Here is a 22627-nt window from a genome sequence, read left to right on the forward strand (position 1 = left end):
AAATTAAACGTTGTGTATTACCAGTAAGGTTCACTGTTTAACGATGCCTGACGACTTTGCTCCATCGCACTGACGAGAAAGTCGGCTTTTTGTTGCAGCCAGACTAACATGCCCTGCAACGCTTCATTTGGCTGGCCTTCACACAGCTGACGAAGATAAAACAAGGTTTCCAGTTCATAAATGCCATAAACAATGTCAACCCATGGTGCTCTGAACGTCTGACGGGTTTCTTTATCGTATAATTTCCCCAGACAATGGCCGCTTAACAGCATGTTTTCCAGTGGCTGACGACACTCCAGGTAATCTTTCACCGTCATCGCTCGCTCAGCCGGGAATAGCGTCGTTAGCTTATTCCAGTCATGATCATAAGCACGCTTGGCCAGTGCCTCAACCGGGCTTTGCGCCGCCGTAATAGCACTCTGATCCCAGTTTTTACGCCAGGATTTGTCTAACAGCCAGCGGGTGAGAGCCAAAATCAGACGATTGTAACGAGAGCAGTGGAACAGATCTTCAAGGTCCGTTACGGTTGGCTGTACGTCTTTCAGATCAGCTATAACCTGGGCCAGCTCAGGCGCATTAGAGATCCGTTTATAATAGGCATGTCGTTTAGAAGTATAGGTTTTCAGGTGAATGGCATTTTCCACCCAACCCAGTTCAGACAATAACCACTTAAGCTCTTTGCGTAAAAACTCCGTTGACGACTTATCGACAAACTCTTCATATAACCAGAATGCGTGTCGGATCAGGCTGATCCCGTCCATTACACGTTTAAGGGTTTTCAGGCTCGGCGCATCCAGGTAACACTGTTCATGTTTCTGCACAAACTGAATACCATGGTTGACGGTCGCCACCAGCGCCTGCTCTTGCGTGCAGCCGCGAGGTAGTTTGATCACACCGAGAGTTTTATTGGCTTTAAGTGGTTTATCGTCGGCAATACGGTAGCCTCGTGCCGCCTTGGAATATAACCCAAGACGCAGACCAACATGCTGTAGCAAATGATCTGCGAGCAAAAACAAATCGTCTTTATCCCCTTCGATCAGCTCGATTTCAAGTTCAGAAATGGGTTCAACCACCCCCTGTGCACTAATCTCGCCTTTATCGAGCACCACTTCTATCTCGCTGCCGGCCTCAGTTTCGATCAACCAGGTACGACGAATAAAATTCGTACTGAAAATCGGGAAAAGATTACTGGCAATCGACTCCAGCTGCACACCCATAGGCCAGATACTGGAATCAAAAGCATGAATATCGGGCCGACTGCCCTGAATGGGTAAATTATACTCAGGACGCTGATGTAACCCCCCAACCACTTCACCTGCAAGCTTGATTGTCTGTTCGCATTCATCATCATTGCAGCGCGTGCGTAAACCGATATCGAATGCACGCAGCTCCCGGCTGGGCGTATCAAAATAAGCGTTTTTCAGATTTTTAGCGGGTTTGTTGCTGACTTTTTTGGCAAACTGGGTAATAAGGGCTGGGATCAGCGGAACTTCATTGTCTGAAACCAAAAATTTCAGTTCTATCTCAGTGTCCATCAGGGGTGTGATTTACCTATGTAATTTTCGAACCCCCAAAATATACAAAGGGTCCGCACTTTGCAAACCTTTTAGTAATTATTAGCGCATAATCACCACCAATGCCAACCGGTTTGCTCAATTACAAGTGTAAAAATCTGCACACTATACAACCCGAATTTGCCCTCAGCTGCGCAGCCAAATCTGCCCATTCACTGTTCGTCAGCAAAACCTGCCCCTTGCCTTTGCGTCGGGAAATCCCTACTATTTTGGTAACTTTATAACGATATCAATATTTAAGGCCTGCGAATGCTGAAAAATATCGCTTTGCCGCTGCTGCTGTCTGTGCTCTCACTGAGTGCAATGGCGGAGCAAACCGAGCTGCAAAATGAGCCTGCCCAGGCGCAGTCAGCAACTGACAATAATGGCTATATTGTCGACGACTTATACCTCTTCATGCACACCGGACCCGGTAAGAATTATCGCATCCTGGGTTCAGTCGAAGCCGGGACTCCGATCACTGTCCTGAACACAGAACAAGACGACTTTGTTCAAATCAAAGATGACAAAGACCGCGAAGGCTGGGTCGAAAGTCGGTTTGTCACTTCGGAGCCTGGACTACGTCAGCGGCTGGAAAGCGCTAACCAGGCACTGAGCGATAACAATGCTCAACTCAATACTTTACAGAGCCGCATTCCACAACTTGAGCAGGCCAACTTGCAACTGCAGCAAGACAATACGGCGCTTATAAATAACATCACCGAGCTGAAGCAAGCGCTTGAAGCTCAAGTACAGGCAAGCCGTAATAAGGCACAAACAGAGCAACATATGCTGCTGAGCTATGGTGGCGGGATTGGTATCGCGGGCATTTTAATTGGCGTGGTACTCACCCTGGTGTTGTCAAGGCGTAAGCGCTACGACGGCTGGGCGTAAATCTGCATCGATAAAAAAGGCCTTTAAGGCCTTTTTTATTACTTCCCTGCTATGGCGAGTAACTCCACCTCGAAGATAAGCAACGACCCCGGCGCAATTTTCCCGGCGGCTCTATCCCCGTAGCCCAGATCCGGCCCAATAAAAAAGCGAAACTTATCACCCACAGTCATCAACTGAACGCCCTCGGTCCAGCCCGGTATGACCTGATTCAGGCCAAAACTGATGGACTCGCCGCGCACCACGGAGCTGTCGAACACCGAACCATCCAGTAAAGTGCCGTGATAATGCACGGTAACTTTGTCTGTCGCGCTCGGATGCTCAGTCCCGTCGCCTTTGTTTAACACTTCATATTGCAAACCAGAATCAGTTGTTGTGATCTCTGGCTTTTGAGCGTTTTGCGCCAGAAACTCCGCCGCCTCTATGCGGTTACCTGCCGCCGCCTGTTTTTGCTGTTTACCGTTTTTAAAAATCAGCCAGCCCAGCACGACGATGACCAGCACAAGAATAATATTGGTTGTTGACATAGTGACTACCTAAATTATGAATGATCTTTTTCTTGTTCGCTGGCTGCTTCGCCCTCGGCGTCTTTATCATCGCCATTCACCACATCGGCAATTTGCTGCAAACGGGCCAGTGCCAGCGCATTGATACTCTGCTGCGGATACTCGCCATTGGTAAGCGCCCCGGCCTCACGCTGCATCAGCAAAGACAGTGCCTCGTCGACTGTCGCGACCGCGAAAATATGGAACCGACCTTGCTGAGCCGCCGCCAGCACTTCGTCATCCAGCACCAGGTTGATCAGGTTCGAACGAGGAATGATCACGCCCTGACGCCCGGTCAGGCCGCGCATTTTACACAGCTTAAAGAAGCCTTCAATTTTTTCATTCACGCCACCGACGGCCTGCACCTCACCGTGCTGGTTGATGGACCCCGTCAGTGCCAGTGACTGGTCGATAGGCAATGATGTGATCGCCGAGATCAGACCACACAGCTCCGCCAGCGACGCGCTGTCTCCGTCAATAAAGCCATAGCTTTGTTCAATAGCGATATTAGCGCTCAGCGTCAGGCTGAAATTTTGCGCATATTTATTGCCCAGGTAGCCGGTTAGCAGCATCACCCCCTTAGAATGAATAGACTTACCTAATTCAGCTTCACGCTCCACGTCTATCACCCCATCAGCACCGGCATACACAGTCGCAGTGATCCGCGCAGGGGTACCAAAAGCGGTATCGCCGATGTGCAGCACAGTCAGTCCGTTGACTTTACCGACCGCTTCACCGTCTGTGGCGATCAGAGTATGACCTTCTTCAATGTCACTGAGCATGTTCTCACTCAGCTGACCGGTACGATATTGCTTGCCCACAATGGCTTCATCGATATGTGGTGCGTCGATTTCGCTGAGTCCATCCTGCTTGGCGTAATAACTCGCCTCAGCCACCAGCTCAAGTACATCCGCAAAGCGTGCCGATAGTTTGTTCTGATGCTCTGCCTGGCGATAACTGAATTTCAGCAACCGCGCCAGTGCCTCGCCCGTCAGGGTACACTTTAAAGTCTGCTCACAATACTCCTGCACTTTGGTGACAAACTGATATTGCAGCCGATCGCTGTCGGGCAAATAGTAGTCAAAATCGGCCAGCACCCGGAACAGTTCACCAAACTCTTCATCGTACTCGCCTATGGTGTAATACAAGTCACGCGAGCCCAGCAGGATGATCTTCACATCCAGCGGGATCAGCTGAGGTTTAAGGGTAAAACTGCTGCCGACTGAGCTGTCCTGATAAGGTAAATCATTTTTAATCTGGTGCGTTTTTAAGGACAGTTTGAGCCCGTCCCAGACCTGCGCATTGGCCAGTACTTTATCGGCATCCATGATCAAATAGCCGCCATTGGCACGGTGAAGTGCCCCCGGCTGAATAGAGCGGTAACTGGTGATCAGCGTACCGTGGGCGTTGGCATATTCAATTTTGCCAAAGATGTTGCCAAAGGTCGGGTTAGGCTCATACACCACAGGTGCGGCCTGCCCTTCTTTGAACTCCATCAGTATGTTGGGTGCAAAGAAATCACTCAGCATCCCCTTGGCATCAAAGTCATCTTTATTTTCATCCCCTGCGGCACTATCGTCGTCCAGCCAGTCAAGTACGGCATCGACGATTTCCACCCGCAAGTCTTTCAGATAACGTATCACCCCAATGTGGCTGGCATACTTGTGTTCCAACGCTTTGAGTAATGGCTTGGTCGCCAGCTCAATGGTGGTTTTCTTTAGCTCGCGCAGCTTCTCTGATGACTCGCGCTTCCAGCGCGGTAACTCAATCAGCGCTTCTATCAGACAATCTTCCAGTTTTTCAATGGCATCAAAAAAGTGCTCCTGTATAGCTTCTTCCAGTGCCATAAACTCGGCATCATCCAGCGCTTTACCATCTACGACAGGCGCAAAGCTCACCACCCCTTTTTCTTCCATCATGGCAACGCTTTTCTTCGCGGCAAGCTCTTCCACAGCGCTCAGGGCGGCGTTGTATTTGTTATCAAAATCCCTGTCCAGCGACTTTTTCTTACGCTGATAGCCCGGGTTATCAAATGCCGCAGGAAACGTGTCCACTACTTCATCAAGGAAAGAGTCAATGTCATCGGCCAGTACTTTGCTCTCACCTGCTTGCATAAACAAAGCTATCGGCTCTCTGTGGTCGTCGTAGTTATTAACATACAACCATTCTTTGGGGGTCGGGCGGGTTTTGCAGTGGGCCTCCAGTTTATCTTTGACCATGGTAAAACGGCCCGTTGCCGCTTCGCCCATCACAAACACATTGTAGCCCGGCAGCTCCATGCCCAGCGCGAAATCCAGCGCACTTTGCGCCCGATTTTGGCCGATAAAAGGCAAAGGATCCGGATAGGGGTTTTGCATGCAGGTGGAGATGTGTGGCAAAGACACACTCGGAGCCAGCTGTTCGCTGCTCAAAGGCTTAATGGTTTTCGTCATTCCTAACTTCTTTCTCTTGGCCGGCCGTGCGACACGCGCGCACGGGGCTGTGATTAAGGGGTAAGTGCCCTACGAGCAAACTCACCGTGCCCACATTCGCTGCACGACGGAATTTCCAACGCATAATAGACATTCGTTTTATGGCCGCAATTTTTACACACTAATTGCCCCAATGCTATCCATTCCCCTTGTTTATAAATGCCATCGTGTTGAAAGTCCTGCACTAATGCCTGCCACTCTAGCTGCGTGCGGTCCTCCAGCTGAGCCAGCTCGTACATTACACTGGCCTTGAGCTCCTCCCAGGCCAGATCATCATAGTGGTCTTTGTGTTCACTCAGGTGAGCCAGGTCGCGTTTGAGATAATAGCGATAATCCGCCAATTTATCTTTGGACAGCTGCTTCAGCGCTTCCTGGGCATCCATAAACTCTTTGACCAGTTTTTTTAGTTCATGTTCTTTGACGTCTTTCAGCCACACTGAAAAGTCATCCAGCCAGCGTTTGTAATCTGCCATGTTTACCTCCCGACTCAGGCTATTTTGCAAGGTATTTACTCTGCTTGTGTATCAGTATAGTTCAGCTGACGTCACAGTCCTGAAACAAATCATCATCACAGCGCCAATTTACGCTGATAATTCCGCTTTGAAGCGCTGTGATCAGCGCGTTTTTTCGGGTATGCTATCGGCAATTTTCTAATTAGTTTGCAAGAAGTCTGGAAACGTCAATGCAAGAGCAATACAACCCGCAAGAAATCGAACCCAAAGTTCAGTCCCATTGGGAACAAAACAGCAGCTTCAAAGTTGTTGAAGACGAATCAAAAGAAAAATACTACTGTCTGTCTATGTTCCCCTATCCAAGTGGTCGTCTCCACATGGGTCACGTTCGTAACTACACCATAGGTGATGTGGTCTCGCGTTTCCAACGACTCCAGGGCAAAAACGTGATGCAACCTATGGGTTGGGACGCATTTGGCCTGCCTGCGGAAAATGCCGCAATCAAGAACAACACGGCGCCGGCTAAGTGGACTTACGAAAACATCGATTACATGCGCAACCAGTTAAAGCTGCTTGGTTTTGGCTATGACTGGGACCGTGAAATCGCGACCTGTCACCCGGATTACTACAAGTGGGAACAGTGGTTCTTCACTAAATTGTACGAAAAGGGCCTGGTCTACAAAAAAATGTCAACGGTAAACTGGGATCCGGTTGACCAGACGGTACTGGCCAACGAGCAGGTCATTGACGGCCGTGGCTGGCGCTCAGGTGCCATCGTTGAGCAAAAAGAAATTCCACAGTGGTTTATTAAGATCACTGACTACGCGCAGGAGCTGCTGGACGATCTGGACCAGCTTGAGCACTGGCCTGAGCAGGTGAAAACCATGCAGCGTAACTGGATCGGTCGTTCAGAGGGTCTGGAGATCGACTTCAAACGCGCCGATAACGACGAGCAATTCACTGTTTACACCACCCGCCCGGATACCTTTATGGGTGTGACTTACGTCGCCGTCGCGGCTGGTCACCCGATTGCCCAGGAAGCGGCAAAAAACAACGCCGACATTGCAGCGTTTGTTGAAGAATGTAAAAACACCAAAGTCGCCGAAGCCGACATGGCCACTATGGACAAAAAAGGCATCGCAACGGGCTTTTACGCTATCCACCCGCTCACCGGTAAGCAGGTGCCTATCTGGGTTGCTAACTTTGTTCTGATGGATTACGGTTCAGGTGCCGTGATGGCTGTACCGGGTCACGATCAGCGCGACTATGAATTTGCCAGCGCCTACGGTCTGGAAATCAAGCAAGTGATCGCCCCGGCTGCCGACAGCGACCTACAAGCAGATTTAAGCGAAGCGGCATTTACCGAAAAAGGCGTGTTAATCAACTCAGGTGAGTTTGATGGCCTGGACTTTGAAGGTGCCTTCAACGCCATTGCCGACAAGCTGGAAGGCATCAATGCCGGTAAGCGTAAAGTCAACTTCCGCCTGCGCGACTGGGGTGTGAGCCGTCAGCGTTACTGGGGTTCTCCAATTCCGATGCTGAACAAAGCAGACGGCAGTGAGCTGGCAGCCAGCGAAGACATGTTACCGGTCCGTCTGCCAGAAGACGTGGTGATGGATGGTGTAACGTCGCCAATCAAATCCGATCCTGAGTGGGCCAAGGCAACCGTTAACGGCGAGCAGGTATTCCACGAAACGGATACCTTCGACACCTTTATGGAGTCATCCTGGTACTACGCGCGCTACTGTAGCCCGCGTTACGATGAAGGCATGTTAGAGCCTGGCGCAGCAAACTACTGGCTACCGGTTAACCAGTACATTGGGGGTATTGAACACGCCATCCTGCACCTGTTGTATGCGCGTTTCTTCCATAAACTACTGCGCGACTTTGGCCTGGTTAATTCCAGCGAGCCATTCGAGCGCCTGCTGTGTCAGGGCATGGTGCTGGCAGAAACTTACTACCGAAAAGATGAAAAAGGCGGTGATATCTGGATCTCACCTACCGACGTAGAAACCGAGACCGACGACAAAGGCCGCATCACTAAGGCGTGGCACAAAGACGACGGTGAGCCGGTATTCTCTGCGGGCATGAGCAAGATGTCTAAATCAAAGAACAACGGTATCGACCCGCAGATCGTTATCAAGCAATACGGTGCCGACACCGTGCGCTTGTTTATGATGTTTACCGCGCCACCAGAGCAGACGCTGGAGTGGTCTGATTCGGGCGTTGAAGGCGCACACCGCTTCTTACGTCGGGTCTGGAAATTTGCAGTCGATGTGAAAGCCGCAGGTACCGCCGAGCTGGACCTGAGCGCACTGAGCAGCGCACAGAAGACATTGCGCCGTGAGATCCACAAAACCATCGCGAAAGTAACCGATGATGTTGAGCGTCGTCAGACCTTCAACACCGCCATTGCGGCTATCATGGAGCTGTCAAACAAGCTGGCCAAAGCGCCGCTGAAAGACACACAGGACGTCGCTCTGGCCAACGAAGCGCTGGAAGCCATGATCATCATGCTGGCGCCAATCACGCCGCACCTGTCTCATGAGCTGTGGGAACAACTTGGTAAGCAAGGCGACATCTTAGATGCACGCTGGCCACAGGTTGACGCAGGCGCTTTGGTTGAAGACGAAAAACTGATCGTCGTTCAGGTCAACGGTAAACTGCGTACTAAGCTGACTGTGGCTGCCGATGCAACCCAGGAGCAAATTGAAGCGCTGGCGTTTGCCGATGAGAACGTACTGAAGTTTACCGACGGTAAAACCATACGTAAGAAAATCTACGTACCGGGTAAACTGTTCAATGTGGTAGCCAACTAATGGCTACCCTGCTGAATACCCCATTATTCAGTATGACACGACGCTGGCAGGGTTTTATGCTGGCGTTAATTACCTGCGTGACACTGTCAGGGTGTGGCTTTCAGTTGAAGAAAGCCTCCTATCTGCCGGATGACCTCAGGGTACTCCACCTGAGCGGCACCGACAGTAAATCGGCGCTGTTTATGAGTCTCAGGCAAGAACTTAAACGCGCTCAGGTCAGACTACTGCCGTCGCCTAAGCTTGGCAATGGCAAAGATGCGGTTGAACTGCACCTGTACCGGGACTCGCTTGAGCGTCAGACGCTGAGCCTGTTTAAAAATGGCCAGGTGGCGCAATATGAGCTGGCCTACAGCGTGCGCTATCGTCTTACCCGGCCGGGGTTCGAGCCTGTCGAGCAGGAATTTGAACTGTACCGCAACTACCAGGATGACCCGGATAATGCCCTGGGTAAATCTCAGGAGCGGGAGATCATCCTCAGCGAGCTGCGTCAGCTTGCCAGCCGTCGTATTATTCGCGAATTGTCTCAACTCTAATGCGTTGTTATGCCAATCAATTAGCAGGCCAGCTTAAACAGGGCCTGCAACCGTTTTATCTGATCTTTGGTGAAGAGCCTTTCCAGGAAGCCCAGTGTGTCAGCGCCGTGCGTCAGGCCGCTAAACGCCAGGGGTTTGATGAAGTGATCAAATTCAGCTTGCTACCCGGCTTCGACTGGCAGGAACTGGTCAATCAATACAATAGCATGTCGTTGTTCAGCGCTCAGACCCTGATCGAGTTCGATCTTAACCAGCAGAAACCGCCCACTCAGGGCGTGAACATTTTAAAAGAGCTGGTGGCAAACCCGAACCCGGATGTGATTTTGATCCTCAAAGGTGCCAAAGCCTCGCAGGATATTCAGCGCAGTGCCTGGTTTAAGGCGCTGGATAAGCAAGGCCTGTTTGTGCCCTGCTACGCGCTGACCGGCTATCATCTGCAACGCTGGCTCGATGATGAATGTAAGCGGCTGAAACTGAACCTTAATAATGATGCCAAACGCAGCCTGCTACAGGCAACCGAAGGCAACCTGCTGGCGACACATCAGGAACTGGAGAAGCTCTCTTTACTGTACAAGAGTGCCCCTGTCGATCAGGAAAAGCTACTCAGCGGACTGCTCAATCAGGCCAAATTTGACATCTTTGATCTGAACGATGGTTTGCTGCGCGGTAATCCGAAAACACTGATCAAGGTGTTGAACAAACTGGCACACGATAATGTCGAGCCCGCTAGTATTGCCTGGACGCTGCACAATCAGGCCCAGCTGTTGCTGAACCTCAAACAGCTGATCCAATCGGGCACCCCCGCGCAGGATGCGTTCAAAAAACACAATGTCTGGAAAAATCAGCAGCAGAATACCCAGCAGGCGCTGGACCGGCTCAATACCACGCAGCTGGAGCAATTGTTAGTCCTGCTGGCTGAGTTCGATTCGACCTATAAGCGCAACATTCTGGTCGCGCCCTATCAGGCGCTGGCGCACATCGCGCTGAGCTTTTGCCAGTCGCTGCCGTTTGCCCTGCCCTATGAGGAGCTGGCATGATAGCCCTGTTTGGCGGCACCTTTGATCCAGTCCACCTGGGTCATATCAATATGGCCACGCAGTGCGTGAATAAGCTTGGCCTGTCTGAGCTGCGCTTTATTCCCAATGCCGTGCCGGTGCATAAGCAAGGCCCGACCATCAGCACCTCAGACAGACTGGCGATGCTGCAACTGGCCACTGCCCATGAGCCCAGATTCACCATTGACCCAAGGGAGCTCGAACGGGATACCCCTTCGTATTCTTTGCTCACCCTGCAGGAGCTTAAAGCGGAGTACCCTGATCAGGCCCTGGTGTTTTTAATGGGCATGGACTCATTTAACAGCCTGGACAAATGGTATTGCTGGCAGGAAATCGTGGCGCTGTGCCATATTGTGGTGTATCAACGCCCGGGTGACGCGTGTGCCCCATCCGAGGCTTTACAGGCGTATCTGGCGCATGCGCGCTGCACGGATACCCAAACGCTTAGCACCCGACTTGATGGCCTGTGTTATTTTTTGCCGGGTCAGCCATTTGAGGCTGCGTCCAGTACCATCAGAAACGCGATAAAACATCGCCAAGCTGTTGAACCTTGGCTGAATAATGCAGTCTTAAAGTATATTCAGACACATCAATTGTACCTAAGCAGTAGCGACAACCCGTAACCCAGAGCGCAGTGGGTGCACAGACTTGAGTTTCCCCCTGCTAACCGTGTTACAATTGCCGCTTATTTGTAGCAAAGAGACAGAGATTTGGATTCAAAACAATTATTAGATTTTGCACTAGACAAAGTCGACGATATGAAAGCCCGCGATATTGTTCACCTTGATGTAAGAAATACCTCTTCCGTCACCGATTATATGGTTATCTGCTCTGGCAACTCCAAGCGCCATGTCCAGTCAATTGCGGATCATGTCGCCAAAGAAGCACGTCATGCCGGTGAAACACCAATTGGTCAGGAAGGTCAGGATACGGGTGAATGGGTGTTGGTTGATTTGGGTGACGTGGTGGTGCATGTCATGCAGGATCAGACGCGCGATTTCTATGACCTAGAAAAACTCTGGGGTTAATGTGAAGATCCAGCTCATAGCAGTCGGCACTAAAATGCCAGGCTGGGTTGAAACCGGTTTCCAGGAATATCAGCGGCGTTTTCCCAAAGATATGCCACTGGAGCTGATTGAGATCTCCGCCGGCAAGCGGGGCAAAAACGCCGATATCAAACGTATTTTGCAGCAAGAAGGTGAGAAAACCCTGGCCGCTATCCCCAAGGGCAACCGCATCGTCACGCTGGAAGTCACAGGCAAACCCTGGGACACCCACCAGCTCGCGAGTAATATGGAAAAGTGGCAGCTGGATGGCCGTGATGTCAGTTTGCTGATAGGCGGGCCTGAAGGCCTGGCGCCGGAATGTATCGCGGCCTCTGAACAAAAGTGGTCACTGTCTAACCTGACGCTCCCCCACCCGCTGGTGCGCATTGTGGTGGCAGAAAGCCTGTATCGTGGCTGGAGTTTAAATAACAACCATCCATATCACAGGGAATAGCCGCCATTATGCTCAATCACAGGCCGACGATCCGCGACCACAGCGCAGAAGCAAACCTGTTTGCGCGTCGCGCCTTTATTGGCTTTGTCTTCGTAGTAACCCTGATAGGGATCCTGCTGCACAATGTCTATAAGTTACAAGTCACTGAACACGAGACCTATCAGACCCGCTCCAACGATAACCGTATCAAAGTCATTCCGGTCGCGCCGAATCGAGGCCTGATCTACGATCGCAACGGCATTATACTGGCCGAAAACCGCCCGGTTTATAACCTGGAAGTGATCCCCGAAGACGTAGATGACCTGGAAACCACACTGACCCAGGTACGCACGCTGATCGACATCAGCGACCAGCAGATTGAAGAGTTTCGCAAAGACATTCGCCACAATCGTCGCTTTAAAAGCCAGATCCTTAAAGGCCGATTGAACGAACAAGAAGTGGCCACATTTTCGGTCAATCAGCATAAATTTCCCGGTTTCAGTATTGAGGCGCGGCTGGCTCGCTACTACCCCTACGGCGACACTCTTACCCACGCGCTGGGTTATGTTGCCAAACTGAACAAAAAAGAACTCGCCGAGCTGGAGTCTGAAGGTCATGCCAGCAACTATCGCGCAACCCGGGATATTGGCAAACTGGGGATCGAAAAGTTCTATGAATCGCGCCTGCACGGGGTGGTAGGGTCACAACGCGTCGAGGTCAACAACCGGGGCCGGATCATTCGTACCCTGGGCGTGGAACCGCCACAACCCGGCGAAGATCTGGTCCTGACCATGGACATTGGCTTGCAACAGATAGCCCAGAAAGCGCTTGACGGCGTACGCGGGGCCATTGTGGTGCTCGACCCCAAAGACGGTGGCGTGCTGGCCATGTATTCCAACCCAAGCTATGATCCCAATCTGTTTGTCCACGGGATCAGCAGTAAAGACTATCGAGCATTACTCAACCCAGACAGGCCGCTGATCAACCGAGTCACTCAGGGCCGCTATGCGCCGGCATCGACGGTTAAACCGCACCTGGCTATCCTGGCTCTTGAAGAAGAGCTGGTGACAGAGCAAACCAAACTCTGGGATCCCGGGTTTTTCCAGATCCCCAATGTTGACCACCGCTGGCGTGACTGGAAGCGCTGGGGACATGGCCATGTTGATGTTTATAAAGCCATCGAAGAATCCTGTGACACCTATTTTTATCATACCGCGTACCAGCTAGGGATCACTAAGATCAGCAATTTTATGAGTCAGTTTGGTTTTGGTGACCTTTCCGGCATAGATATCCATGAAGAAACCAGTGCCATTATGCCCACCACAGACTGGAAACGACAGCGCTTCAAAGAAAACTGGTGGCCAGGCGACACTATCTCCGTTGGCATTGGTCAGGGCTACTGGACCGCAACCCCTATCCAAATCGCCAATGCGGTGTCTATTTTGGTTAACAAAGGGGCACACCGGCCACCACATCTGGCTCAGGTTGCCCGCCATAACAACGAAGTCACGCAAATGTACACCGATGAAAAGCCACCCGTGGTTTTGAATAACCCCGACCACTGGCGTATTGCTCTGGAAGCCATGCACAACACGGTCTACAAAACCACCGGCACGGCCCACAAAGCATTTAAGGGGGCAAGCTATGATCCAGCCGGTAAAACGGGTACCGCGCAAATCGTCAGTATTGCTCAGGGTGAAGAGTACGACGCCGAGAAATTGCAGGAGCGGCACAGGGATAACGCCATTTACACCGGGTTCGCACCCTATAACGACCCGCGTATTGTGGTTGCCATTGTGGTAGAAAACCAGGGTGCAGGTTCATCCATAGCTGCCCCTATTGCAAGGCAGCTGATGGACTACTATTTTGCCACTTACCCCAGTGACACGGAGGGACAATGAGCCCGTTGAATCAACAGCGCACCATCTGGCAGCGACTACATATCGACCTGCCTTTGCTGCTCGCTATGCTGGCGATGATGATCGGCAGCATCACCATAGTCTACAGTGCCAGTGGCCAGGATATGGCCATGGTGGCACGCCACAGCAAGCGCATGTTTGCGGCCTTTGCGGCGATGCTAATGGTGGCACAACTGTCTCCCAACACTCTCAAAAGGCTGGTGTTTCCCATGTATACCATAGGCTTGCTGATGCTCGTTGCGGTATTATTTGTCGGAGTCAGCAGTAAGGGGGCTCAGCGCTGGCTGGACTTGGGCATTACCCGCTTTCAGCCGTCCGAGATCATGAAAGTTGCTGTGCCTATGATGGTTGCCTGGTACATTGGCCGCCACCATATGCCGCCGCGTTTAATCCACATTATTGTTGGCTTTGTGATTGTGCTGGTGCCGACTTTGCTCATTAAGGAGCAACCCGACCTGGGCACGTCTATACTCATCGCGAGCTCCGGCATATTTGTGTTATTTCTCGGCGGGCTAAGCTGGAAGTTAATTGGCTCTGGCATTCTGCTTGCTGTGCCCGGCGGCTTTGCACTGTGGCACTTTGGTATGCACGCTTATCAGAAACAACGGGTACTGACCTTTTTAGACCCACAAAGCGACCCGCTAGGCTCTGGCTATCACATCATACAATCAAAAATCGCCATTGGCTCCGGCGGCATCGAGGGTAAGGGCTGGCTGCAGGGCACCCAGTCGCAACTGGAGTTTTTGCCCGAGCGTCATACTGACTTCATTTTTTCCGTGTTAAGTGAAGAATTCGGGCTCACCGGTGTGGTGATTTTACTGAGCCTGTATTTGTTTATTATTGGCCGGGGGCTGTACGTTGCCGTAAACGCGCAGGATGCCTTCAGTAAACTGCTGGCAGGCGCACTAACACTCACCTTTTTCGTATATATTTTTGTTAATATCGGCATGGTATCGGGTCTGCTCCCTGTCGTGGGCGTCCCACTGCCGTTGATCAGTTACGGCGGCACCTCTATGGTGACCCTGATGGCCGGGTTTGGCATTATTATGTCGATAGCCACAGATAAGAGGATGTTATTGAAGTGATCAAGAGGACGTTTAAGCAAGCTGCACTCCTGGGCTTTGTTGTTGTATTAAGCGCCTGTAGCAGTCGCTATCATGTGAAGCAGGACAAAGCACCGCTGCGCGCGCCCACCGAGCTGGAGATGCAGGATGCGCTGGTCACCAGCGAAGCCAAGAGTGTCAGTGCGGGTCGCCCTTACGAAGTTTTGGGTAAACGTTACACACCAATGTCGGATGAAAAAGGCTATCAGGCGCAAGGCACCGCATCCTGGTACGGACGTAAATTTCATGGTTACTACACCTCTAATGGCGAAGTGTTCAACATGTTTGATATGACCGCCGCACACAAAACCTTGCCTTTACCAAGCTTTGTGCGGGTTACCAATGTCAACAATGGTAAAAGCGCGATTGTCAGGGTGAATGACCGTGGACCGTTTCACGATGACCGCCTGATTGACCTGTCCTATGCGGCTGCCTATAAACTGGGCTTTCATCGCCAGGGTACAGCACAGGTTAAGATAGAAGCCCTTACCATAGCGCGCGATACGCCCAGACTAACCTATGTGCAAGTGGCAGCTGCCAGTAACATTGAAAATGTACAGGCGCTGGCCAGCACTTTGTCGCAGCAATTTGAGCTCGGCACACCCATTGCTTTTGAGGACAATCTATACAAGCTGAGACTAGGCCCGATCACCGATGATAACACGGCGCAGAAACTCTTAGAAACATTACGCCAGGGTGAATTTAATCGCGCCTTCTTGCTTTACACAGAACATGAACTTTAAAATATTCAGTAATGACATTTAAACATGCCGATCAACAACCAAAAAGCGAGCATAATGACAGTTTTCAAACCAAAATTTATTAAACACTTAGTGGGTGCCGTGTGTTCGTTCACCCTGTTTTCGGCCAGTGCGCAGATCCTGCCTGCACCACCTCAGGTCAGTGCGAAGGGCTACTTTCTGGTAGACTTTACCACCGGTAAAGTGATTGCAGAGGGCAACCCGGACACCAAACTGGCTCCAGCCAGCTTAACTAAGATGATGACCAGCTACGTGATTGGTACCGAGCTGCTGGCCGGTAATATTGCCAATGAAGACATGGTCACTATCAGTGAAAAGGCCTGGGCGAAAAACTTCCCGGAATCTTCCAAAATGTTTATCGAAGTGGGTAAACAGGTCAGTGTTGAAGATCTCAACCGCGGCGTAATCATTCAATCGGGAAATGACGCCTGCGTAGCGCTGGCTGAGCATATCGCCGGCAGCGAAAGTGCCTTTGCCGATTTAATGAATGCCCACGGCGAGAAACTGGGGATGACGAACACCCATTTTGTAAACAGCCACGGCCTGGATACCAACGAGCACTACACCACACCAAGAGATATGGCCACGCTGGGTGCAGCGCTTATTCGTGATGTGCCGGAAGAATACGCCATCTACAAAGAGAAGTCGTTCACCTTTAATGGCATTAAGCAGTACAACCGTAACTCGCTACTGTGGGATGCCAGCCTGGATGTCGATGGTATTAAAACCGGTCACACTTCAGAAGCCGGCTATAGTTTAGTTACCTCAGCGACCAAAGGCGATATGCGTCTGATTGCCGTGGTTATGGGCACAGCCAGCGAGCGTGCCCGTAAAGTAGAAAGTAAGAAACTCCTGAACTACGGTTTCCGCTTCTTCGAAACCATTACCCCTTATAAAGCAGGCGACAGCTTTGCCGATCAACGTATCTGGATGGGTAACAAAGAAACCGTATCGCTGGGGATTGCTCAGGATACGCCAATTACCATTCCTCGTGGTCAGCGTAAAAACTTGAAGGCGCATTTTGAGCTGGATAAAACCCTCGAAGCGCCTCTGGCGAAAGGCAGTAAGGTGGGTACTTTATTCTTGCAGCTGGAAGGCGAAGACATTGCCCAGTACCCACTGGTCACGCTGGAAGAAATCGAGGAAGGCAGCTTCTTCAGCAAGATTTACGACTACTTACGTTTACAGATCATGCAATAACCCCGGTTTTAGTGGGTTTATAATCCAGGACGCCTCCCACCGGAGGCGTTTTTTTTTGTCGCAAAAATGCTAGAATGCCCGCCAAGATATGTAGCGTGCCAGGGTCTGTTCAGACCCAGCCAAGTAGTGAGGATACCGTTGTGGTAACACCTGTAAAAAATACTAAGTTTGACGAGTACTTAGAGTTCCCTTGCCCGTTTACCTTCAAGATCATGGGTCTGGCGAACGTCAACCTGACCGATCAGGTTGTGGCAAAGATGCAAACTTTGGCACCCGGTGACTATGCACCTAAAACCAAGCCAAGCAGTAAAGGCAACTATGAATCCGTCACTCTCGTTGCCACTGTGACGTCAAAAGAGCACATTGAGCAGATCTACACCGAGATAGGTTCACTGCCAGACGTTCGATACGTGCTATAAGGCGCAAACGAAATATGAGTAACCGCAGTATCATAATTCGTCAGCTGGGCCGCCAGGCGTATGAGCCAATCTGGCAAAAAATGCAGTCGTTTACCGACACCCGTGATGACAACAGCCCGGATGAGATCTGGCTGGTCGAACACGAGCCTGTCTTTACTCAGGGTCAGGCGGGTAAAGCCGAACACCTGTTGGCCCCCGGTGATATTCCGGTCGTCAAGGTCGATAGAGGTGGTCAGGTCACCTACCATGGCCCGGGCCAGCAGATGATGTATGTACTGTTTAATCTGCGCCGACTGAAGATTGGGGTGCGCGAGCTGGTTACCTGGCTTGAAGAAACCATCATCGACATGCTTAAAGACCACGGCATTGAAGCTTATGCCAAACCGGATGCGCCCGGCGTTTATGTCAGTGATGCCAAAATTGCCTCTTTGGGGCTGCGGGTCCGTCGGGGTTGCTCGTTTCATGGTCTGGCGCTGAACGTCAATATGGATATGAGTCCATTTTTACGCATCAACCCGTGTGGCTATGCCGGCATGGAAATGGTGCAAACCAGTCAACTTAATGGCCCTGCTACGCTCATCGAGGCGGGCAATGGCCTGGTAGAACACATGCTCAAGCGCCTCGCGGCCGAGCAGGTTATACACACCCAGGGGTTTGAAAACGAATGAGTAAACCAGTGAAAATTGAGCCAGGGGTAAAGCTCCGCGACGCAGAAAAAATGGCGTTGATCCCGGTTAAAGTAATGCCAACCGAGCGTGACGAAATGCTTCGCAAACCGGACTGGCTGAAGATCCGTCTGCCAAAATCCAGCGAGCGTATCGATGGCATCAAACAGGCAATGCGCAAGCACGGCCTGCACTCCGTCTGTGAAGAAGCCTCATGCCCTAACCTGTCTGAGTGTTTTAACCACGGTACCGCTACCTTTATGATCTTGGGTGCCATCTGTACCCGCCGTTGCCCGTTCTGTGACGTGGCACACGGTCGTCCGCTCAAGCCAGATGCGGCAGAGCCAGAGAAGCTGGCACTGACTATTAAAGACATGAAACTGAAATACGTGGTGATCACTTCAGTTGACCGTGATGACCTGCGTGACGGTGGTGCCCAGCATTTTGCCGACTGTATTCGCGAAATTCGCAAACACAACCCGGGCATTACCATCGAGATCCTGGTACCGGATTTCCGTGGCCGGATGGACCGCGCGCTGGAGATCTTAACTGAGACACCACCGGATGTGTTTAACCACAACCTGGAAACCGCACCACGCCTTTACAAAATGGCGCGCCCGGGTGCCGACTACAAATGGTCACTGGAGCTGTTGCGTCGCTTTAAAGAAGCACATCCTGAGGTGAAAACCAAGTCTGGCCTGATGGTGGGTCTGGGCGAAGACATGCCGGAGATTGAAGAAGTCCTGCGCGACCTGCGTGAGCATAATGTAGACATGCTGACCGTTGGCCAATACCTGGCGCCGTCTAAACACCACCTGCCAGTAAAACGCTACGTGCCACCCGCAGAATTCGATGCGCTGAAAGAGTACGCCGACGAGATAGGCTTCAGCCACGCCGCTTGCGGCCCGTTCGTGCGCTCCAGCTACCACGCTGATCAGCAGGCTGCGGGTAAAGAAGTTAAGTAACGCCTCACCACAAAAAAGAAAAACGCGACCGGATGTCGCGTTTTTTTATGACTGCTCATAAGCCAGAAATCCCTGTGTTAAAAGTAATAACGCGAAGACAGCATAACCCGGCTTAGATCTCCCTTTGCATCACTCGACAAGCGGGTGTTCGCGCGCAGAACTTCCATAGACAGACGCCACTTTTCGGGCACAGGCCACCACTGCAGATTAACATTCAGTGTGGTGATTTTATCCGTCATAACGACTGCAGAACCTGAAGTATCATACTGAGTTTCACTGTCGGCGTAGTTGAAGATCACGGCCGAGGTCAAATCGTCACGCCAGGTATGCTGAAAACTCAGCATGCCTGCAGTCACTCTTGTATTGAATAGATTACCCTGCGCACCTAATACCGCATCCGGGTAAATAACCCCACTCACGTAACGACCTATGCCGTTGCCTCGGTTAAGCTGATATCGCAATTGATTCCGAGCATCGAAATTGTACTCGCCTGCCACACTGATGCCCCAGGCATCTTCACTATCATGGCACAATTGGTACTGCTCGCAGCTCAGGGAGCGATACAATACACTCAGTGAAATCTGACCTGCCTGATGCTTCTGTTTTACTCCAAGTACCAAATCCGGATACTTATCATCGTCTGGTCTTACACTCTCACCTTGTTCGGTCAGTAGATTTGATTCCGGATTTTCAAGTGATGCGTAAAGCTGCCAATACGCAAGATTATACTGGTAGCGGATCTGAGGTGTGCGACTGAATGCCTGACCGGGTAAAGTGCCAATCGTGGTAGTATGGGGAAAGGCACGCGTATTTTGGAACGCACTCCAGTATTGGCCAATCAAGAAACTGTGGTTATCGTCATAGTCTGCCTGTAAATAAGCATGGCGAATACGAAAGTCAGAATTATTATTATAGGTCTCGGAAAACGTGGGTTTAGCACCATAAAAGTCTCCCTCCAGTTTCGCTGTGAGTTGCCAGTGTTCATATTGCCCCCCACTTTTAAGCCATATCCGGCTTTCCCGCGCACTGATTTTTAGTTGATCCGACTCGCCGTGTGTAGAGTCCAAAGGTACACTGGAACCGATAAAGAAGTGATCGGCTGACTGGTTAGCTCCGGCACTGACCGAGCTGTACACAGCGTCTAGCTGAATATAGCCACCGACTGAAACGTCAGTGATCTCATTGGCTGGCGCCTTTAACGCAGCCATCGCCAAACCAGGTGCCATCAACCCGAATATGGTAAAGGCACTGGATTTAAGGACATTCCTTTCTTTCATTTCCACACCCTTTACTCTACTGTACTTTTGCACTTTGTTCTGCTAATTGTTCTGTTTGTTTCTTCGGCTTTTTTATCGTCGGCACCAGATTACTATTGAGCAGCCAGCAGGTCACCATGCCGGCTATCAGACCCCAAAATGCAGCACCGACACCATAAATAGACAGGCCAGATACCGTTACCAGGAAAGTGATAAGGGCAGCTTCGCGCTCTTTGTCAATCGCCATAGCGCCATGTAGGCCGTTGCTAAGCGCTCCAAATAAAGCCAAACCAGCAACCGTCGCAACCAAAGCGGCAGGCAGAATAGAGAAAGCGCTGGCAATGGTGGCACCGAACAAGCCAATAATGAGGTAAAATGCCCCGCAGCTTAAACCAGCGATATAGCGTTTAGAGGCGTCTTTATGCGACTCCTCTCCGGTACAAATAGCCGCCGTAATGGCTGCAAGATTGATCCCATGGGCACCAAAAGGAGCCAAAAGAACTGACACCAACCCGGTCCCCGAAATAACGGTGTTCACTGCGGGCTGGTATCCTGCACTTTTGAGTACGGCCACACCCGGAACATTTTGCGATGTCATGGTGACAATAAACAGCGGGATCGCCAAACCTATGATTGCACTGAGCGAAAACTCAGGATATGTAAATACCGGAGTGGCAAACGCAAAATCAACCTCTGCCTGGCCAATCTGCCCGAACAGGAAAGCCAGCGCGACACCACTAAACAAAGCACTGACAATGGCATATCTTGGCAATACTCTTTTCGTAATTAGATATGCCAGCAATACAGGTAACACTAACTCTGGAGAAAGAGGGATAGAGGTGAACACTGACACCCCAAAATTAAACAGGATCCCGGCCAACATGGCTGATGCTATAGATTTGGGAATTTTATCCATCATCGTTTGAAACCAACCGGTCAGACCAAATATAAAAATTAGCCCGGCCGACACCAGATAGGCGCCAATGGCCTGCTCAAACGAATATTGCCCAAGGCTGGCTACCAGCAATGCCGCCCCTGGTGTAGACCACGCAGTAATGATCGGAATTTTTAGCCGCCAGCTCAAATAAATACCAGACAAAGCACTGCCAATTGATATGGCCCAAACCCAGGAGGATACTTGTTCAGGTGATAAACCAGCTGCCTGAGCGGCCTGGAAGACGATAATCAAAGGACCAGCATAAGACACGATAACAGCGATCAACCCTGCCACAAGGGCTGAATTAGCATAGTCGGTTTTTAGTTGTTGTAATTGACCTGGCATATTTAACACTTTCCTTGATTTATATTTTCAGAACCATAACTTTTTAGCATTTTTTGGATACTTGTCATATCTTTTAATCCCGTTCCCGTGTTGATCATGACCAAACTCTCGTGCGCTTCAAGCTGTCGATCCTTACGCGCCTTAGTGATCCCAGCCAAAGTCGCAGCAGCAGCGGGTTCGGATAATATGCCATGACGACCCAACGTGTTCATCGCCTGTAAAATTTCTTCATCAGTCACAGTGGTGTATATACCGCCGGTTTGCACTACTGCATTCAGTGCCTTCACTCTGTCTTTCGGCAGGTCCGCCTGCAAACTATCTGCCACGGAGTTTGCCGCAATCGCGGCTTTGTCTAGCACTGTTTCCCGGTTGTGCCAGGCCTGATAAATAAAATCACTGCCACTAGCCTGCACTCCAAGAATACGTGGCATCTTTTCTATCCATCCGAGTGCCAGTAAATCCTTCAGCCCTTTATGTACACCGCCAATAATAGAGCCATCGCCCACACTTACGGCAATGACATCCGGCATTTGCCAGTTTAGCTGTTCGGCAATTTCATACGCTACCGTCTTTTTGCCCTCCGTCATATAAGGGTTGTAAGCGGTATTGCGGATATACCAGTGATTTTCTTTGGCTTCAGTCAGGCTCAATTTAAAGGCTGCATCATAATTACCATCCACCAAAACAATTTCTGCGCCATAAGCCTGGATCTGTAGTAGTTTCTCTTTTGGAGCATCTTTAGGCACATAAATTTTTGCCCGCATGGACATATTCGCGGCCAGGCAACTCAGTGCAGCCGCAGCATTCCCTGTGCTGGCCGTTGCCAGTGTGTCATACCCGGCCAGCCTGGCATGGACTACCGCCATTGCACTGGCACGGTCTTTCAAAGATCCAGAGGGCTGACGACTTTCATCCTTGCACCACACCTGTTTCAGGTCTAGCTGGTGCGCCAACCCCGACAGCGCATACAGCGGTGTGTTACCAACCACCAAGCTAGGTAGTTGTGCATTGTCAGGGACGGGTAATAAGGGTAAATAGCGCCACATCCCCACTTGGGTAGATGAAGCAAGATCAGCACGAGAGACATTTTTCCGTATCCCTTCATACTGATAATCGATATCCAGGATCCCCTGCTCACTATCACAGCTACAAGTATACTGTACCTCTGCAGGGTAATGACTGGCCCCGCATCGGACACAATTAAAGCCAATTACACTGTCGGCGACAAATCTATTCATAGTTGTTTTCCCCTTACTGTA

Annotated in this window: 21 protein-coding genes; 14 read left to right on the forward strand and 7 right to left on the reverse strand. The window is 50.8% G+C overall.

All coding sequences use genetic code 11. The features are described 5' to 3' along the window. Positions 1-17 precede the first annotated feature (17 nt). Complete coding sequence (locus MHN33_RS02725; RefSeq protein ID WP_239394734.1) at positions 18-1535, reverse strand: CYTH and CHAD domain-containing protein; 1518 nt, start codon at positions 1533-1535, stop codon at positions 18-20. A gap of 288 nt (positions 1536-1823) precedes the next feature. On the opposite strand from MHN33_RS02725, the gene MHN33_RS02730 reads away from it, so the two are divergent. After that, positions 1824-2447 carry a TIGR04211 family SH3 domain-containing protein gene (locus MHN33_RS02730; RefSeq protein ID WP_239394736.1) on the forward strand — a complete coding sequence of 208 codons (624 nt, stop codon included), beginning with the start codon at positions 1824-1826 and terminating at the stop codon, positions 2445-2447. 38 nt (positions 2448-2485) lie between these two features. Here MHN33_RS02730 and MHN33_RS02735 read toward each other — a convergent pair whose 3' ends face one another. The 3 genes from MHN33_RS02735 to MHN33_RS02745 are packed head-to-tail and all read right to left on the reverse strand — an operon-like array spanning position 2486 to position 5933. Continuing rightward, positions 2486-2971, reverse strand: a complete 486-nt coding sequence (locus MHN33_RS02735) for an FKBP-type peptidyl-prolyl cis-trans isomerase (protein ID WP_239394738.1) — start codon at positions 2969-2971, stop codon at positions 2486-2488. Positions 2972-2985: 14 nt separating this feature from the next. Beyond that, positions 2986-5421, reverse strand: coding sequence for an AAA family ATPase (locus MHN33_RS02740; protein ID WP_239394740.1), 2436 nt, complete (start codon positions 5419-5421; stop codon positions 2986-2988). Between the two features lie 53 nt (positions 5422-5474). After that, the gene (locus MHN33_RS02745; protein ID WP_239394742.1) at positions 5475-5933 is read right to left on the reverse strand and encodes a zinc ribbon-containing protein; all 459 of its coding nucleotides are present in this window, start codon (positions 5931-5933) and stop codon (positions 5475-5477) included. Between the two features lie 209 nt (positions 5934-6142). Between MHN33_RS02745 and leuS the strand changes: the two genes are divergently transcribed. The 13 genes from leuS (at position 6143) to lipA (ending at position 18830) form a co-directional block, all read left to right on the forward strand. Further along, positions 6143-8731 carry a leucine--tRNA ligase gene (gene leuS, locus MHN33_RS02750; RefSeq protein WP_239394755.1) on the forward strand — a complete coding sequence of 863 codons (2589 nt, stop codon included), beginning with the start codon at positions 6143-6145 and terminating at the stop codon, positions 8729-8731. Next, positions 8731-9264 carry an LPS assembly lipoprotein LptE gene (gene lptE / locus MHN33_RS02755; protein WP_239394766.1) on the forward strand — a complete coding sequence of 178 codons (534 nt, stop codon included), beginning with the start codon at positions 8731-8733 and terminating at the stop codon, positions 9262-9264. Before leuS ends, lptE begins: the two co-directional genes overlap by 1 nt. Next, positions 9264-10301, forward strand: coding sequence for a DNA polymerase III subunit delta (gene holA / locus MHN33_RS02760; protein WP_239394775.1), 1038 nt, complete (start codon positions 9264-9266; stop codon positions 10299-10301). The genes lptE and holA overlap by 1 nt, the downstream gene beginning before the upstream one ends. Further along, positions 10298-10942 (forward strand): nicotinate-nucleotide adenylyltransferase, encoded by a 645-nt coding sequence (nadD, locus tag MHN33_RS02765; protein WP_239394777.1) that lies wholly within the window; start codon positions 10298-10300, stop codon positions 10940-10942. Before holA ends, nadD begins: the two co-directional genes overlap by 4 nt. Before the next feature lie 87 nt (positions 10943-11029). Further along, a complete protein-coding gene (rsfS, locus tag MHN33_RS02770) occupies positions 11030-11347 on the forward strand; it encodes a ribosome silencing factor (protein WP_239394787.1) in 318 nt (105 codons plus the stop codon). Position 11348: 1 nt separating this feature from the next. Further along, complete coding sequence (gene rlmH / locus MHN33_RS02775) at positions 11349-11819, forward strand: 23S rRNA (pseudouridine(1915)-N(3))-methyltransferase RlmH (protein ID WP_046004195.1); 471 nt, start codon at positions 11349-11351, stop codon at positions 11817-11819. Positions 11820-11827: 8 nt separating this feature from the next. Then, positions 11828-13699, forward strand: coding sequence for a penicillin-binding protein 2 (mrdA, locus tag MHN33_RS02780; RefSeq protein WP_239394798.1), 1872 nt, complete (start codon positions 11828-11830; stop codon positions 13697-13699). Then, positions 13696-14802 (forward strand): rod shape-determining protein RodA, encoded by a 1107-nt coding sequence (gene rodA, locus MHN33_RS02785; protein ID WP_239394800.1) that lies wholly within the window; start codon positions 13696-13698, stop codon positions 14800-14802. Before mrdA ends, rodA begins: the two co-directional genes overlap by 4 nt. Continuing rightward, positions 14799-15563, forward strand: a complete 765-nt coding sequence (locus tag MHN33_RS02790) for a septal ring lytic transglycosylase RlpA family protein (RefSeq protein WP_239394802.1) — start codon at positions 14799-14801, stop codon at positions 15561-15563. Before rodA ends, MHN33_RS02790 begins: the two co-directional genes overlap by 4 nt. A 54-nt stretch (positions 15564-15617) precedes the next feature. Continuing rightward, positions 15618-16781, forward strand: coding sequence for a serine hydrolase (locus MHN33_RS02795; RefSeq protein WP_239394804.1), 1164 nt, complete (start codon positions 15618-15620; stop codon positions 16779-16781). Positions 16782-16921: 140 nt separating this feature from the next. Next, on the forward strand, positions 16922-17200 hold the full coding sequence (gene ybeD, locus MHN33_RS02800) for a DUF493 family protein YbeD (RefSeq protein WP_040644649.1): 279 nt from the start codon (positions 16922-16924) through the stop codon (positions 17198-17200). 14 nt (positions 17201-17214) lie between these two features. Beyond that, the gene (gene lipB / locus MHN33_RS02805) at positions 17215-17868 is read left to right on the forward strand and encodes a lipoyl(octanoyl) transferase LipB (protein WP_239394806.1); all 654 of its coding nucleotides are present in this window, start codon (positions 17215-17217) and stop codon (positions 17866-17868) included. Beyond that, positions 17865-18830 carry a lipoyl synthase gene (gene lipA, locus MHN33_RS02810; protein ID WP_239394816.1) on the forward strand — a complete coding sequence of 322 codons (966 nt, stop codon included), beginning with the start codon at positions 17865-17867 and terminating at the stop codon, positions 18828-18830. Before lipB ends, lipA begins: the two co-directional genes overlap by 4 nt. A gap of 77 nt (positions 18831-18907) precedes the next feature. On the opposite strand, the gene MHN33_RS02815 is transcribed toward lipA, so the two are convergent. Genes MHN33_RS02815 through thrC form a run of 3 tightly spaced genes read right to left on the reverse strand, consistent with a single transcriptional unit; the run spans position 18908 to position 22606 of the window. Further along, complete coding sequence (locus MHN33_RS02815; RefSeq protein WP_239394829.1) at positions 18908-20107, reverse strand: DcaP family trimeric outer membrane transporter; 1200 nt, start codon at positions 20105-20107, stop codon at positions 18908-18910. A gap of 16 nt (positions 20108-20123) precedes the next feature. Continuing rightward, a complete protein-coding gene (locus tag MHN33_RS02820) occupies positions 20124-21368 on the reverse strand; it encodes a benzoate/H(+) symporter BenE family transporter (RefSeq protein WP_239394831.1) in 1245 nt (414 codons plus the stop codon). 2 nt (positions 21369-21370) lie between these two features. Then, on the reverse strand, positions 21371-22606 hold the full coding sequence (gene thrC, locus MHN33_RS02825) for a threonine synthase (RefSeq protein WP_239394844.1): 1236 nt from the start codon (positions 22604-22606) through the stop codon (positions 21371-21373). Between the last annotated feature and the right edge of the window lie 21 nt (positions 22607-22627).

The sequence above is a fragment of the Pseudoalteromonas sp. OOF1S-7 genome (genome assembly GCF_022347765.1).
GTDB lineage: Bacteria > Pseudomonadota > Gammaproteobacteria > Enterobacterales > Alteromonadaceae > Pseudoalteromonas.